This is a genomic window from Stenotrophomonas sp. C9D9 (assembly GCF_056491205.1).
The window spans coordinates 200,048-215,825 of sequence record NZ_JBSZIF010000002.1; the positions used below are offsets into that span (position 1 = coordinate 200,048).

Genomic DNA, 15,778 nt, shown 5'->3' on the forward strand with positions numbered 1-15,778 from the left:
CGAACTGACGCTGGAGCCCGCATGTCCGCCCCGAAGCCCGAACCGATTTCCCACACCGCCGAAATGGTCATCGCAACCGTGGTTGGCGTGGGTGTGGGCCTGGGGGCCGACAACCTGCTGCTGGGCTGCGTGGTGGGTATCGCGGTCGGCATCGTGCTGAGCATCGCCAAGACCCTGTACGTGGATCGCAAGCGCCGCAGCCGTTGAGGGTGTCGGCAGGGCTGCGCCCTGCACCCGTGGTAGTGCCGGCCGCTGACCGGCAACCTCAACAGCAACAGCAGAAGCGGGCATTCCTTGGGATGGCGGGGCGGTGTGGGTTGGCAGGACACGCCGTAAACCCGTCCCTGGGGGCTCGATGGCGCCATCCATGGCGCCAACGGTCCTGCCAACCCACACCGCCCCACCCCTGACAATTTCCTGCTGCTGTTGGTAGGTGTCGACCTTGGTCGACACATCTGTCAGATATCGATGTACAAGAATGGGGTCAGATCCGTTTTCCGGAGGAAAACGGATCTGACCCTAGAGCTGCTACGACAGATCGCAGAAATCTGTCGAAGGCGGGGTGGGTCCGGTTGCGGGAGTGTCCGCGGCATGGATGCCGCGGCCAAGCCCCCAAGGATGGGTTCACGGCGTCTCCCGCAACCGGACCCACCCCGCCGTTCCTCAGCAAGCCAGCTGTTGCTCCTGCTCTTGCTGTAGCTCTGGCCTCTGCGGGTGCAGGGCGCCGCCCTGCCGAACTAAACTACCCGCCGTTGTCCCTGCAGGATTGCCCATGTTCGATACCTCGCCCCAGCTCGATTGCGCCGGCCGCATCCTGCGCCTCGACCGTGCCCGGGTCATGGGCATCGTCAACGTCACCCCGGACTCGTTCTCCGATGGCGGCGCGCACGAAACCACCGAGTCGGCGGTCGCCCATGGCCTGAAGCTGGTCGACGAGGGCGCGGACCTGCTCGATATTGGTGGCGAATCGACCCGCCCGGGCGCCGTGCCGGTATCGGTCGAGGACGAGCTGCGCCGGGTGATTCCGGTGATCGAGCAGCTGGCCGCCCGTACCCGGGTTCCGATCAGCATCGACACCTTCAAGCCGGAGGTGATGCGTGCGGCCGTGGCCGCCGGCGCGGGCATGATCAATGACATCTACGGCCTGCGCCAGGACGGTGCGCTGGATGCCGCCGCTGAAGCCGGCGTGCCGGTGGTGTTGATGCACATGCAGGGTGAACCCGGCCACATGCAGGCTGATCCGCACTACGACGACGTCGTTGCCGAGGTGCATGGTTTCCTGGTGCAGCGCCTGTTCGCTGCTGAAATGGCCGGCATCGCGAAGAAGAACCTGCTGGTCGACCTCGGTTTCGGCTTCGGCAAGACCACGGCCCACAACATGACCCTGCTGGCGCGCTCGGAACGCTTCCTGGAACTGGGCGTGCCGATGCTGGCCGGCCTGTCGCGCAAGCGCAGCCTGGGTGAGCTGACTGGTCGCGACCTGCCGTCCGAGCGGGTGGCGGCCTCGGTGGCCGCGCATCTGATCGCGGTGCAGCGCGGTGCACGCATCGTGCGCGTGCATGACGTGGCGGCCACCGTCGATGCGTTGAAGGTCTGGCAGGCGGTCGAGGCGGTGCCCACGCCGCGCGCCGACGCCACGCCGACGATCCGTTGGCCGGACGAAGACTGATGGGCATCGACCGGCGCCCGCTGGCGATCGCCGTGATGGGGCCGACCGCCAGTGGCAAGACCGCCACCGCGATTGCCCTGGCGCAGCAGCTGGACGGCGAAATCGTCAGCGTCGATTCGGCGCTGGTGTACCGCCACCTGGATATCGGCTCGGCCAAACCCGATGCGGCCGAGCGCGCGCAGGCACCGCACCATCTGCTGGACCTGCGCGATCCCTGGCAGACCTACTCGGCGGCCGAATTCGCCGCTGATGCCGGCCGGGTCGTGGCCGACATCGTGGCGCGTGGCAGAACACCGATCCTGGCCGGTGGCACCGGCCTGTACTTCCGGGCGCTGTTGCAGGGTCTGTCGCCGATGCCGGAGGCCGATCCGGCGACGCGCGAAGCGCTCAGCGCCGAAGCCGCCGAACGCGGCTGGGCGGCACTGCATGCGGAACTGGCCAAGGTTGATCCGGCGGCCGCCGCACGCATCCATGCCACCGACCCGCAGCGCATCCAGCGGGCGCTGGAGGTCTATCGCCTGACCGGCACCCCCATCACGGAGTGGCAGCGCCGGCCGGGCGTGGCGCCGTTGCCGGTGCGCACGCTCAAGCTGGTCCTGGCCCCGCGTGACCGCGCGGTACTGCACCAGCGCATCGAGGCGCGCTTCGACGCCATGCTGGCGCAGGGCTTTCTGGACGAGGTGGGGGCACTGCGCGCGATGCCGGAAATGGCCGCCGTGGAGGCGCCGTTGGACCTGCCGGCGGTACGTGCGGTCGGCTATCGCCAGGCCTGGGAGTACCTGGACGGGGAGGGCGATGCCGCCCGTTTCCGTGACAAGGCGATCTTCGCCACCCGCCAGCTGGCCAAGCGCCAGCTGACCTGGCTGCGCGGCGAGCTTGACGCGCGCTGGTTCGACCCCCATATCGACCACGAGCGCCTGGCCGGCGCGGTGTCGACCTTCGTCGCACGCTGAACCCCCGCCAGCCGTGTAACATCATCGGTCGGCGGGCGGCTCGGGGGCCGTGGCAACCGTCGGCAACCCAATAAGAACAATAATCAGGAGTGTGCAATGTCCAAGGGGCAATCGCTGCAGGATCCTTTCTTGAACGCACTGCGGCGCGAACGCGTGCCGGTTTCGGTGTACCTGGTGAACGGCATCAAGCTGCAGGGCACGATCGAGTCGTTCGACCAGTTCGTGGTCCTGCTGCGCAACACGGTCAGTCAGATGGTCTACAAGCACGCCATTTCCACGGTGGTTCCGGCACGCAATGTGAAGGTCGGCCCGGGCGGTGGTTACGTGCAGTCGGGTGAAGGTGGTCAGGCAGGTGATGAAGCAGACGAGTAATACCGGAGCGGTGAATGTTTGACCGCTCGAAAAAGGGCGAACACGCCCTGCTGATCCAGCCCCATTTCGGCAAGCTGGAAGACGATGTGCTTGAAGAGTTCGGTGATCTGGCCCGCTCGGCTGGGGCCAGCATCGCCGCGACGATCACCGCGCGCCTGGATCGTCCGAATCCGTCGACCCTGATCGGCAGCGGCAAGCTGGACGAGATCAAGGCCGCGGCCGATGCCAGCGGTGCCGACCTGATCCTGGTCAACCATGCGTTGAGCCCGGGCCAGGAGCGCAACCTGGAACGCTTCCTCGAGCGCCGGGTGATCGACCGTACCGGCCTGATCCTGGACATCTTCGCCCAGCGTGCGCACAGCCACGAAGGCAAGCTGCAGGTCGAGCTGGCGCAGCTGCGTCACTTGGCCACGCGGCTGGTGCGCGGCTGGACCCACCTGGAGCGCCAGCGCGGCGGTTCGATCGGCCTGCGCGGCCCGGGTGAAACCCAGCTGGAAACCGACCGCCGCCTGCTGCAGAAGCGGGTCGAGCAGCTGCAGAAGCGCCTGGAAAAGGTGGAGGTGCAGCGCACCCAGATGCGCCGTGCGCGTGTGCGCAGCGAGCTGCCGCGTGTCGCCCTGGTGGGCTACACCAACGCTGGCAAATCGACCCTGTTCAACGCCATGACCGGCGCTGAGGCCTACGCCGCCGACCAGCTGTTCGCCACGCTGGATCCGACCGTGCGCCGTATCGCGGTGCCGGGCGGCAACGTGGTGCTGGCCGACACCGTCGGCTTCGTCCGCGATCTGCCGCATGATCTGGTCGCCGCGTTCCGCTCGACCCTGTCCGAGGCGCGCGAGGCCGATTTCCTGCTGCACGTGGTCGACGCTGCCGATCCGCACCGCGAGGAGCGCATAGCGCAGGTGGATGAGGTGCTGACCGCAGTCGGTGCCGGTGACCTGCCGCAGCTGCTGGTGTTCAACAAGATCGACCGCATCGACGGCGCCGACGTCCGCCACGATGGCCAGGACGGTGTGCCCGACGAGTCGCGTCGTGAACGCGTCTGGATCTCCGCGCGTGACGGGCAGGGCCTTGAGCTGCTGCAGGCGGTGCTGGGCAAGCGCCTGGGCCTGCAGCACGTGACCGGTGAACTGCGCCTGCCGCCGGATGCCGGCCGCCTGCGTGCGCGCCTGCACCAGCTGGAAGTGATCCGCAGCGAACAGGCCGATGAAGAGGGCTGGCTGCTGCAGGTGGATCTGCCGATCGCCGAAGCCGAGAAGCTGGCCGCCAGTGCCGATGGCGCGCCGATCCGGGCGCTGCTGCCGGAGAAGCTGCCGGAGTGGTGAGGTAGCGGCCCATGCCCGGTAGTGCCGGCCGCTGGCCGGCAGCACAACCGTGCCGGAGGGGCGCGACATCCAGCTGTCATCTGCGGTACAACGTGCAGGTTCTTCACCCCACCGTCATGCCGATGTCCATCCCCACCGACGCCGACCTCAACGCCCAGTCCGCCGCGCTCGGGCAGCGCCTGCAACAGGCCTCGCTACAGCTGGTCACCGCCGAAAGCTGCAGTGGCGGCTGGATCGCCAAGTGCATGACCGACATCGCCGGTTCCTCGGCGTTCTTCGACTGCGGCATGGTGGTCTACAGCTACGAAGCCAAGCAGCGCCTGCTCGGTGTGCGCGCGCAGACCCTGGAGCAGTTCGGTGCGGTCAGCCGCGAAACCGTGCTGGAGATGGTGTCCGGCGCACTGGTCAATTCCGGTGCCGGCATCGCCGTTGCGGTGACGGGCATCGCCGGTCCCGGCGGTGGCAGCCCGGACAAGCCGGTCGGCAGCGTCTGGATCGGCTGGAAGCGCCGGGGCGGCTACGCGCGCGCCGAGCTGTTCCAGTTCGACGGCGACCGCGAAGCCATCCGCCGGCAAACCGTGGCGGCGGCATTGCGCGGTATCGACGCCCAGCTGTGACATGCTGCTCCGGTAATCGTCCGGAGCACGCATGATGTGGGAAACGCTGGGCACGGTCCGTGACCTGGGCCGACTGCAGGAAATCGCCGTCGTCCTGATCCGCTATGGCTTCGGCGACGTGGTGCGGCGCATTGGGCTGGCCAGTACGCTGGAGCGGGCAGGGCGCCTCCTGCATTGGAACGAGGAGCGGCAGGAACTGCTGCGGATGACCGCGCCGGTGCGCGTGCGCAGCGCGATGCAGGATCTCGGCCCGACCTTCGTCAAGCTTGGGCAGGTGCTTGCGACGCGCGTCGATCTGCTGCCGCCGGAGTGGATCGCCGAGCTCTCTGAACTGCAGAACGCGGTGCCGGCGCTGCCGTATGCGGATATCCGCGAGCAGCTCGAAGCCGACCTTGGCGCATCGCCTGCAGAGGTGTTCGCCTTCCTCGATGAAACCCCGATGGCTGCCGCCTCGCTGGCGCAGGCCCATCGCGCGCGCCTGCATGATGGTCGCGAGGTGGTGCTGAAGGTGCGACGCCCCGGCATCCGCGATGTGGTCGAGGCCGACCTGCGGCTGCTGGCCCGCCTGGCCGAGATCGTCGAGGCGCGCCTGCCGGACCTGCGTCGTTACCGCCCGGCCGAAGTCGTGCAGCAGTTCACCGTATCGCTGCGCCGCGAGCTGGATTTTGCCGCCGAATGCCGCAATGCCGAGCGCATCGCACGCAACTTCAAGGGCCGCGACGACATCCTGATTCCCGACGTGCACTGGCAGTGGACCTGCGAAAGCCTGAATGTGCAGGACTTCGTTGACGGCATTCCCGGGCGCGACCTGGCCGGCGTCGACGCGGCGGGCCTGGACCGGCGCGAGCTGGCGCGGCGCGGTGCGGACATCGTGCTGAAGATGGTGCTGGAGGACGGCAGCTTCCACGCCGACCCGCACCCCGGCAACATCATCTACCTGCGAGACGGCCGCATCGGTGTGATCGATTTCGGCATGGTCGGTGCCTTGTCGGAAGTGCGGCGCTTCCAGGTCGCGCAGCTGCTGCACGGGTTGGTCGAGCAGGACCCGCAGGGCGTGGCCGACGTGCTGCTGGACTGGGCCGGTGGCGTGGAAGTGGACGAGAACCGGCTGCAGCACGACATCAGCCAGTTCGTCGACCAGTACCGCGGCGTGCCGCTGAAGGACCTGCGGATCGGCCTGATGCTGGGTGACATCACCCAGCTGCTGCGCAGCTACAGCCTGACCCTGCCGGCCGACCTGGCGTTGATGATCAAGGCGTTCCTGACCCTGGAGGGCATGGGCCGCCAGTTGGACCCGGATTTCGACATGGCCAGTGCTGCGCGCCCCTTCCTGGAGCGGGTGGTGCTGCAGCGCTACGCGCCCAGGGCGCTGCTCAAGCGCGGCCGGCGCAGCCTGCTGGGCCTGGTCGACTTCGCCGGCGAACTGCCACGCGACCTGCGCAAGCTGGTCCAGGCAGCCCGCCGTGGGCGCCTGCAGCTGAAGGTGGAAACCAGCGCGCTGCAGGGCTTCGGCGAGCAGGTCAACCGTGCCGCGAACCGGCTGGTGATGGGCATCGTCACCGCCGCATTGATCATCGGCTCGTCGATCGTGATGCACAGCGTGGGTGGCGTCTCCAGCCGCTGGCTGTTGGCGCTGGGCGTGTGCGGTTTCATCGGCGCCGGCTTCTGCGGCGTGTGGATCCTGTTCTCGATATGGAGAAGTGGTAAACACACGTGAGTGTGTTTACCGCAGCGGTTCCCCCCGGGAACCGCGGAATCGCTGCGCGATTCCTGTAGAGCCGACCGCTGGTCGGCTGCTTCTGCTCTCGCCTTTGTCTCTGCCAGCCGGGCCATGCCCGGAGACGATTGCCGATGCCCGTGTCGCCTCCGGCACTTGCAGTTCCATGCATTAGTAGTAATACTACTAACCATGGACCTGACCGACACCCAGCAGGCGATCCTGCAGTTGATCGCCGAGCGTATCGAGAGCGAAGGCGCACCGCCGTCGCAGACTGAAATCGCACGTGCGTTCGGCTTCAAGGGCGTACGCGCGGCCCAGTACCACCTGGAAGCCCTGGAGCAGGCCGGTGCGATCCGTCGCGTCCCAGGCCAGGCCCGCGGCATCCGCCTGGTGCAGGCACCGCCGGTCGAAAAGCTGGCCGAGCCGGGCCTGCCCGACAGTGTCCTGCGCCTGCCGGTGCTGGGCCGGGTCGCGGCCGGCCTGCCGATCGGCGCCGACATCGGCTCGGACGATTTCGTAGTGCTGGACCGGGTGTTCTTCTCGCCGGCGCCGGACTACCTGCTGAAGGTGCAGGGCGATTCGATGATCGACGAGGGCATCTTCGACGGTGACCTGATCGGTGTGCATCGCACCCGCGATGCCCATTCCGGGCAGATCGTGGTGGCCCGCATCGATGACGAGATCACCGTCAAGCTGCTGAAGATCGCCAAGGATCGTATCCGCCTGCTGCCGCGCAACCCCGACTACAAGCCGATCGAGGTGCTGCCGGATCAGGACTTCGCGATCGAAGGCCTCTATTGCGGCCTGCTGCGGCCCAACCGTTGACCTGTTCCATAGCGCATTACCCCGCGGTCTTTTGTGGCGATTCTCTGGTTCCACTGAGGTTGGTACGGATGTCCGATAATTCTTTTCAGAGCGCCGGGCAGAATCTCAGCCTGTGCGATACGTCCGACTTAAAGTGAACCCATGGCAAAGAAGACCCCCAAAGACAGCACCCCCAACGACACGACCTCTGCAAGGACCAATCCGATGGACGAGAACAAGAAGCGCGCCCTCGCTGCAGCTCTGGGCCAGATCGAAAAGCAGTTCGGCAAGGGCTCGGTGATGCGCATGGGCGACCGCGTGGTCGAACCCGTCGAAGCCATCCCGACCGGTTCGCTGATGCTCGACATCGCGCTGGGTATTGGCGGTCTGCCGAAGGGCCGTGTCGTTGAAATCTACGGGCCGGAGTCCTCGGGCAAGACCACGCTGACCCTGCAGGCCATCGCTGAATGCCAGAAGATGGGCGGCACCGCGGCCTTCATCGACGCCGAGCACGCGCTGGACCCGATCTACGCCGCCAAGCTGGGCGTGAACGTGGACGACCTGCTGCTGTCGCAGCCGGATACCGGTGAGCAGGCGCTGGAAATCGCCGACATGCTGGTCCGTTCCGGTTCGGTCGACATCCTGGTGATCGACTCGGTCGCCGCGCTGACCCCGAAGGCCGAAATCGAAGGCGAGATGGGTGACCAGCTGCCGGGCCTGCAGGCCCGACTGATGAGCCAGGCGCTGCGCAAGCTGACCGGCAACATCAAGCGCTCCAACACCCTGGTGGTCTTCATCAACCAGCTGCGCATGAAGATCGGTGTGATGATGCCGGGCCAGAGCCCGGAAACCACCACCGGCGGCAACGCGCTGAAGTTCTACGCCTCGGTACGCCTGGACATCCGCCGCATCGGCGCGATCAAGAAGGGCGACGAGATCATCGGCAACCAGACCAAGATCAAGGTCGTCAAGAACAAGCTGGCGCCTCCGTTCAAGCAGGTCATCACCGAGATCCTGTACGGCGAGGGCATCAGCCGCGAAGGCGAACTGATCGATATGGGCGTGGACGCCAAGCTGGTCGAGAAGGCCGGTGCCTGGTACAGCTACGGCGAAGAACGCATCGGCCAGGGCAAGGACAATGCCCGCGGCTATCTGCGCGACAACCCGACGGTCGCCGCCAAGCTCGAAGCCGAGCTGCGCGAGAAGTTCCAGCCGACCGAAGCCAGCCGTGAGGAAGGCGACGACGAAGGCGACGACGAATAAGGCTTGCTGTGGGGCAGGGCGGCGCCGTCAGTGACGTCGCCCTGTCCCGCAGGTTCGAATCGCCCAGGGATGGGCAGGGCGCCAGGGATGGCGCCACCCTTGGAGCACCGATGTCCGACGCTGACGACATTCCCACCGGCCGCAAACGTCGGCCGCGCGAGCAGACGCCCGTGCAACGGGCACTGGGCCTGCTGGTCCGCCGTGAGCACTCGCGCAAGGAACTCACCCGCAAGTTGACGGCCCGTGGCATCGAAGACGAAGCCGCGCAGGCGGCCGTCGCCAAGCTGACCGAGGCCGGCTGGCAGGACGACACCCGATTTGCCGAGAACCTGGTGCGGATGCGCGCCAACACCGGCTATGGTCCGATCCATGTCCGTGCCGAACTGGGTACCCATGGCCTGGACAGTGCCGCAATTGCGGCGGCGATGGACAGCTACGAAGGCGACTGGCAGGAAAATGCCCGTGATCTGGTCCGCCGACGCTTCGGCGAGGCCGGTCCGCAGGACCTGACGCAGCGGCGCAAGGCCGCCGATCTGCTGGCCCGGAGGGGCTTCGACGGCGACAGCATCCGCCGTGCAACCCGCTACGACCCGGATGACTGAGACTGGCGGCGCCGGGCCTGATACCCTTTAGGTTTTCGGCGGTCCCTCGTGACCCTGGCCAACGCGGCCGGTGGTCCGGGTCCGCCGGCCCGCCGACTGCCAGCCCCCAATGAACGCATCCGCCAAATTCACGACTTCCCAGATCCGCAGCGACTTCCTTGAATTCTTCAAGGGCAAAGGCCACACCATCGTGCCGTCGGCGCCGCTGGTGCCGGGCAATGATCCGACCCTGCTGTTCACCAACTCCGGCATGGTGCAGTTCAAGGACGTGTTCCTTGGCGCGGAAAAGCGCAGCTACGTGCGCGCGGCCGACGTGCAGCGCTGCCTGCGCGCGGGCGGCAAGCACAACGACCTCGACCAGGTCGGCTACACCGCGCGCCACCACACCTTCTTCGAAATGCTGGGCAACTGGTCGTTCGGCGACTACTTCAAGAAGGACGCGATCGCCTGGGCCTGGGAGCTGCTGACCCAGGTCTGGAAGCTGCCGGCCGAACGCCTGCTGGTCACCGTGTACCAGACCGACGACGAAGCCTACGAACTGTGGCGCGACATGGTCGGCGTTCCGGAAGAGCGCATCGTACGCATCGGCGACAACAAGGGCGCGCCGTTCGCTTCGGACAACTTCTGGCAGATGGCCGACACCGGCCCGTGCGGCCCGTGCACCGAGATCTTCTACGACCACGGTGATCATATTGCCGGTGGTCCCCCGGGTTCCCCGGACGAAGACGGCGACCGTTTCATCGAGATCTGGAACCTGGTGTTCATGCAGTTCGACCGCCAGCCCGACGGCACCCTGGTGCCGCTGCCGGCGCCGTGCGTGGATACCGGCATGGGCCTGGAGCGCCTGGCGGCGATCCTGCAGCACGTGCACACCAACTATGAGATCGACCTGTTCCAGGCGCTGATCCGCAAGGCTTCCGAGCTGACCGGCACCGCCGACCTGGAGAACAAGTCGCTGCGCGTGATTGCCGACCACATCCGTGCCTGTTCGTTCCTGATCGTCGATGGCGTGCTGCCGTCCAACGAAGGCCGCGGTTACGTGCTGCGCCGTATCATCCGCCGCGCCCTGCGCCATGGCTGGATGCTGGGTGTGCGCCAGCCGTTCTTCAGCAAGCTGGTGCCGACCCTGGTCGAGCAGATGGGCGAGGCCTATCCAGAGCTGCCGGCGGCGGTGGACACCGTCACCCGTGCGCTGCAGGCCGAGGAAGAGCGTTTCGCGGAAACCCTCGATGCCGGCATGAAGATCTTCGAGGACGTGGCCGGCAAGGCCAGCAATGGCGTGATCCCGGGCGTTGACGCCTTCCGCCTGTACGACACCTATGGCTTCCCGCTCGACCTGACCCAGGACATCGCCCGCGAGCGCGACCTGACGGTCGACATCGCCGGCTTCGACGCCGCGATGGAACAGCAGCGCGAGACCGCACGTGCGGCCGGCAAGTTCGGCGGCGGCGTGACCCTGCCGGCCGAGCTGGTGGCCACCCTCAGCCCGACCGTGTTCCTGGGCTATGACCGCCTGCAGGCCGACGGCCTGAGCGTGCTGGCCCTGCTCAAGGACGGTCGTCCGGTGCAGTCGGCCGATGCGGGTGATTCGGTCATCGTCATCACCAACCAGACGCCGTTCTACGCCGAATCCGGCGGCCAGGTCGGCGACACCGGCGTACTGACCGGCAACGGCGTGCGCCTGGCGGTGGAGGACACCCAGAAGTTCGCCGGCCAGTTCCATGGCCACGTCGGCACCCTGTCCGAAGGCGGCCTGAAGGTCGGCGATGTGCTGTCCGGCCAGGTCGATGGCGAGCGCCGTGGCGCCACCATCCTCAACCACTCGGCCACCCACCTGCTGCACGCCGCGCTGCGCGAAGTGCTGGGCACCCACGTGCAGCAGAAGGGCTCGCTGGTCGCGCCGGACCGCCTGCGTTTCGACTTCTCGCACTTCCAGCCGATCAGCGCGGAAGAGCTGGCGGTGATCGAGCGCAAGGTCAACCAGCAGGTGCGTGCCAACAACGCCGCCGAAGTGCACACCATGGCCATGCAGGAAGCGCTGGACTTCGGCGCGATGGCCCTGTTCGGCGAGAAGTACGGTGAGCACGTGCGCGTGCTGAAGATGGGTGACTACTCCACCGAGCTGTGCGGTGGCACCCACGTCAACCGTACCGGCGACATCGGTCTGTTCAAGATCACCTCCGAGGGCGGTGTTTCCGCCGGCGTGCGCCGCATCGAGGCGGTCACCGGCCAGGGTGCCCTGGATTACGTGGACGCCGAAGAGGCCCGCCTGGCCGAGGCCGCCGACCTGCTCGGCGGCAGCGCTGCCGACGTGGTCGAGAAGATCCGTGCGCTCGGCCAGCGCCAGAAGCAGCTGGAACGCGAACTGGACGCCGTGAAGGCCAAGGTCGCCGCCGGCGCCACGGCCGACCTGTCCGGCCAGGCCGTCGAGGTTGCCGGTGTGAAGGTGCTGGCCGCCCGCCTGGAGGGCTTCGACGCCAAGGCCCTGCGTGATGCCATGGACCGCCTGAAGCAGCAGCTCGGCAACGCGGTGATCGTGCTGGCCGGCGCCCAGGACGGCAAGGCGGCCCTGGTCGCGGGTGTGAACGGCAGCGCAATGGGCAAGGTCAAGGCCGGGGAACTGTTGTCCCATATCGCCGGTCAGATCGGGGGCAAGGGCGGCGGACGCCCGGACCTCGCCCAGGGTGGTGGCGAGGACGGGCCCGCCCTTGCCACTGCGCTGGCTGCAGTCGTCGAATGGGTCAGCCCCCGCCTGTGATGAACCCTGCCGTCCCCCTCCTTGTAGGAGCGGGACGGCTGACGGTACCATTGCGAATCTTTTCCCTTTGTCGTGGTAGCGCTTCTTGACGGAGCGTCAAGCCGGTGGGGGATACCCTTCCACACGGTTCCATGGAGACTTACAAAAATGTTGATCCTGACTCGCCGCGTCGGCGAAACCCTGATGATCGGTGACTCGGTGAGCGTCACCGTGCTTGGCGTCAAGGGTAACCAGGTGCGTATCGGCATCACTGCGCCGAAGGACGTCGCTGTGCATCGCGAAGAGATCTACCAGCGCATCCAGCGTGGTGATGAAGCCGGTGGCACCGGTAGCGAAAATTCTGCCGAATAACGCTTTACCTTCGCACTCGATTAACGTTATGATTCACGCCCCGCTGAGGTGCAACGCACCAGACGCGGCGAAAACCCCGGAGTGATGCCCGAGTGGCCGAAGGGGCTCCCCTGCTAAGGGAGTATAGGGTCAAAAGCTCTATCGAGGGTTCGAATCCCTCTCACTCCGCCAGATACAAAGAAGCGCCTGCAGATCCTCGATCTGCAGGCGTTTTTCTTTGCTCCAGTACTCATCTCTGAATCACCATCCACCGATCATCGATCAGTGGATGGCGGCGGATCCATTGTCCGCTCAGAGCTTCACCGTCACCCCCACCTGGAAGCCCCGCCCCGGCAGTGGTGCGATGTACTTCAGTGGCGAGTTGTGCGGCCGTGCTTCTTCATTGAGCAGGTTGCTGCCGTTGACGAAAATTTCCATGCCGGCGATGTAGCTGTTGCGCACTGGAAGTTCGCGGCTGACCTGCAGGTCGACCAGGTTGAATGCATCCAGCGGCACTTCCTCACTGACGTTGCGGCCGAGGTACTTCTGCGTGTCGTAGTAGGTGCTGGACAGCTGTGCCTTCCAGCTTTCGTGCTGCCACTGCAGGTTGGCGCCGTAGCGGTTGGTCGGCATGTTCGGCAGGTACTCGCCGTCATTGTGGGCACGCAGCGAATCGGGGCGGTCGGCCTTGTTCTTGACCAGGTCGGCGAAGGCGGACACATTCAACGTGCCGAAGCGGCCCAGGTCCAATGCCTGCGAGGCATCGATCTCGAAGCCCTTCACCGTGGTGTCGGTCTGCTTCCAGTACTTCAGTGGCAGGCGGTTGGCGGTCTGCAGGCCGGAGTAGCCGAGGTAGAGGTAGTTCTCGTACCGCATCCGGTACGCGGTGGCGGACAGCTCGAAACCACCGAGGTGGAACAGTCCGGTCAGTTCCAGGTTCTTCGCGCGCTCCGGTTCCAGGTTCTGGTTGCCTTCTTCCTGTGTCATCACCGAATAGTGCGCGTTGCTGGCATACAGCTCGTTGATCTCCGGGGCGCGCTGTGAGGATGAGTAACGGACCTTGGCCGCGAACAAGGGGCCGAGCTCGACGTACGAGCCGAGGCTGTAGCTGTTGAGCCGGTAATCGCGGTCCTGCAGTCTGGTGTTGGCGGCATTGCGCGCGGTCTTGAAGCGGCTGGGCTGCAGTGCGTGGTCGACGCGCTCGTGGCGCACGCCGGCATCGAAGGTGGCCCAGCCGAAGTCCAGCGTCTCCTTCAGGAACACCGCATTGCTGCGCGTGTCCACGTCCGGCAGGTAGCGCTGCGAGCCGCTGCCGGTGACATCACGCGACTGATGACTGAAACCGAGCAGGCCGCTGAGCGGGCCGACGCGTTGATGGCTGAGCAGCAACTCGGCCTGGGTGCTCTCGAAATCGTAGTCGTTGGCCTTGGTGGCGCCCAGCCGCTCGCCCGAGGTGTTGTCCAGCCTGGAAACGCGGAGTTCCGCGCGCTCGAACCACGGCAGCGGATCGCGCAGCAGGGCTTCCAGCGCGTAGCGCTGTTGCTTGATCACCACGCCCACCGGCAGGCCATCGGCATAGTTGGAACCGAACGAAAGGTTCTGCATCGAGAAGCCCGGTACGCCGTACTCGCTGTCCTTGGCATCGATGCTGACACCGACGTAGCCGCGGTCGAAGAACAGGGTCGAGCCGAAGGCCACCTGCGAGTTGCGCGCATAGCTGTTGCCCAGCCGGTGATGGTAGTCGGGCGTCACATCGTTGTTGATCTGCTTCTGCACGTACGACGGCGTGCCGGGCACGTAGGCCGGGTTGACCGGATTGATGTAGGTGCGGCGCTGCCAGACCGAGGTCGGAGCGTTGGTGTAGAACGAGAAATCGCCGTCGGCCCAGTCCGGGTTCTCGGTCATGAACTGGTCTATGTACGGCTGCGAGGCCTTGTTGTAGATCTGCTGGACGCGCGCTTCCTTCTGGCAGCTGTCGGCCAGCGCGGAATTGACGCCGCCGCCGACCGGGAACAGCCCGGTGTTGCAGACACTGGCCTTGCTGTTGCCGGGAATGTCGTAGTGCGAGATGCGCTGGCGCGAGACCTGCAGGTTGGTGGAGAGATTGCGCTGGTTGTTGAAGTTCATGCGGAAGCCCTGCGCGTCGGCGGCGTTGAAGCCTTTGCGCAGGACCAGTTCCATCGACTGGTCCTTGTTTTCCATGCTTCGCGAGATCAGGCCCGAGTCGATCTCCACGCTGCCACCGATCGCGTTGCCCCCATAGCGCACCGTGTCGGAGGATTTGTTGACGGTGACGCTGCGCACGAACAGTGGATCGAACGGAATGTTGATGTCGCCGCTGATCGCGTTCATGCCCAGAATCGACTGGCCGTCCTGCAGGATCTGCACGCGGTTGCCGCTGAGGCTGCGGATGACCGGGGCGCCCGCGTTCGGCCCGAAGGCCGTGCTCTGCACACCGGAGACGTGTTCGAGCAGGCCGCCGAGGGTGCGGTTCTGTGCCTGTGGGTTGTCGACGGTGACCCGGCTGTCGATGCGCGAGGGCTGGGAGGCCTGGACCTGGAGGGTGGGGAGGGTGGGTTCGTCCGCGGCCTGGGCGGTGTGGACGGCGAACAGAATGGCTGCAGCAAGGAGATGGCGGCGCATGACACAATCCGTGAAGTTGGAGTGCAATGTTATAACGTAACTCTTTGTATCAACAAGGGCGGGTTGGGCCTTGCCGGCGGGCCAGAAACGCGGAACGCGCAGATGCGGTTGCCTTGCATTCAGTGCACTGCTTGTGCGGGTCGCCGATGCTGTGCACGATCCGAGGCGCTGCCCCCCACCGCGCCTCACGCAGCGCCTTCTTCACTGGAACGGAGCAAGCCATGAAGCTGCTGTCCGCTGTGTTGTTGTCTGCGCTTTCACTTCCCGCCGTTCCGGCGCTGGCAGTGGAGGCTTCGCCCTCACCGCTTCTGGGGCGCTGGTCGCTGGATATCACCACATCAGCACTGCCCGAGGCGCAGCGCCCGAAGCAGGTGGTGCTGGAGTTCAAGGACGCCGGTGCCGGGCGTTGGAGTTCACACGTGGACATTGTCCTGCACGACGGCAAGACCATGAAGTCCGACGGCACGCTGGCCCTGGATGGCACACCGGGGTCATTGTCCGGCACCTATGGCGCGGACAAGGCCAACCTGAAACTGCCGGCACCGAACACGCTGGTGATGCAGCTGGTGGACCATGGCACGCCGGCCTCCACCCGCATCTACACGGTGGCCGATGACCAGGCGACGATGACCGAGACCAAGGCGTTCTACGGCCACGACGGTACGCCGATCCTGCAGACCAACCTGTTCAAGCGCATGCCATAGCGATGCTGCGTTCACCAC

Annotated in this window: 14 protein-coding genes and 1 tRNA gene; 14 read left to right on the forward strand and 1 reads right to left on the reverse strand. The window is 66.1% G+C overall.

From position 1 onward, the window contains the following. The first annotated feature begins 21 nt into the window (after window positions 1-21). From ACXI0D_RS01055 to ACXI0D_RS01115, 13 genes are all read left to right on the forward strand, one after another. Window positions 22-207, forward strand: a complete 186-nt coding sequence (locus ACXI0D_RS01055) for a hypothetical protein (RefSeq protein ID WP_479642140.1) — start codon at window positions 22-24, stop codon at window positions 205-207. A gap of 565 nt (window positions 208-772) precedes the next feature. After that, window positions 773-1,669 carry a dihydropteroate synthase gene (gene folP, locus ACXI0D_RS01060; protein WP_049445664.1) on the forward strand — a complete coding sequence of 299 codons (897 nt, stop codon included), beginning with the start codon at window positions 773-775 and terminating at the stop codon, window positions 1,667-1,669. Next, entirely contained in the window at window positions 1,669-2,622 is a 954-nt protein-coding gene (gene miaA, locus ACXI0D_RS01065) for a tRNA (adenosine(37)-N6)-dimethylallyltransferase MiaA (RefSeq protein ID WP_479642141.1), read from the forward strand. Before folP ends, miaA begins: the two co-directional genes overlap by 1 nt. 96 nt (window positions 2,623-2,718) lie before the next feature. Next, the gene (hfq, locus tag ACXI0D_RS01070) at window positions 2,719-2,994 is read left to right on the forward strand and encodes an RNA chaperone Hfq (protein WP_004152891.1); all 276 of its coding nucleotides are present in this window, start codon (window positions 2,719-2,721) and stop codon (window positions 2,992-2,994) included. 14 nt (window positions 2,995-3,008) lie between these two features. Then, a complete protein-coding gene (hflX, locus tag ACXI0D_RS01075; RefSeq protein ID WP_049445660.1) occupies window positions 3,009-4,319 on the forward strand; it encodes a ribosome rescue GTPase HflX in 1,311 nt (436 codons plus the stop codon). A gap of 122 nt (window positions 4,320-4,441) precedes the next feature. Next, window positions 4,442-4,936 (forward strand): CinA family protein, encoded by a 495-nt coding sequence (locus tag ACXI0D_RS01080; protein ID WP_005409020.1) that lies wholly within the window; start codon window positions 4,442-4,444, stop codon window positions 4,934-4,936. A 34-nt stretch (window positions 4,937-4,970) separates the two neighbouring features. After that, window positions 4,971-6,653 carry a 2-polyprenylphenol 6-hydroxylase gene (gene ubiB / locus ACXI0D_RS01085; protein ID WP_049445715.1) on the forward strand — a complete coding sequence of 561 codons (1,683 nt, stop codon included), beginning with the start codon at window positions 4,971-4,973 and terminating at the stop codon, window positions 6,651-6,653. 192 nt (window positions 6,654-6,845) lie between these two features. Further along, window positions 6,846-7,481 (forward strand): transcriptional repressor LexA, encoded by a 636-nt coding sequence (gene lexA, locus ACXI0D_RS01090; protein WP_101765256.1) that lies wholly within the window; start codon window positions 6,846-6,848, stop codon window positions 7,479-7,481. Window positions 7,482-7,685: 204 nt separating this feature from the next. After that, window positions 7,686-8,723 (forward strand): recombinase RecA, encoded by a 1,038-nt coding sequence (gene recA / locus ACXI0D_RS01095; protein WP_010484252.1) that lies wholly within the window; start codon window positions 7,686-7,688, stop codon window positions 8,721-8,723. Window positions 8,724-8,833: 110 nt separating this feature from the next. Then, a complete protein-coding gene (gene recX, locus ACXI0D_RS01100; protein WP_014036760.1) occupies window positions 8,834-9,325 on the forward strand; it encodes a recombination regulator RecX in 492 nt (163 codons plus the stop codon). 109 nt (window positions 9,326-9,434) lie between these two features. Then, window positions 9,435-12,083, forward strand: a complete 2,649-nt coding sequence (gene alaS / locus ACXI0D_RS01105; protein WP_479642142.1) for an alanine--tRNA ligase — start codon at window positions 9,435-9,437, stop codon at window positions 12,081-12,083. A 147-nt stretch (window positions 12,084-12,230) separates the two neighbouring features. Further along, window positions 12,231-12,434, forward strand: coding sequence for a carbon storage regulator CsrA (csrA, locus tag ACXI0D_RS01110; RefSeq protein ID WP_004152909.1), 204 nt, complete (start codon window positions 12,231-12,233; stop codon window positions 12,432-12,434). Window positions 12,435-12,512: 78 nt separating this feature from the next. Further along, window positions 12,513-12,605, forward strand: a tRNA-Ser gene (locus ACXI0D_RS01115). Between the two features lie 120 nt (window positions 12,606-12,725). Here the strand turns inward: ACXI0D_RS01115 and ACXI0D_RS01120 are convergent. After that, on the reverse strand, window positions 12,726-15,056 hold the full coding sequence (locus ACXI0D_RS01120; RefSeq protein ID WP_119007653.1) for a TonB-dependent receptor: 2,331 nt from the start codon (window positions 15,054-15,056) through the stop codon (window positions 12,726-12,728). Window positions 15,057-15,277: 221 nt separating this feature from the next. Between ACXI0D_RS01120 and ACXI0D_RS01125 the strand changes: the two genes are divergently transcribed. Further along, window positions 15,278-15,760, forward strand: a complete 483-nt coding sequence (locus ACXI0D_RS01125) for a hypothetical protein (RefSeq protein ID WP_014036763.1) — start codon at window positions 15,278-15,280, stop codon at window positions 15,758-15,760. Window positions 15,761-15,778 lie beyond the last annotated feature (18 nt).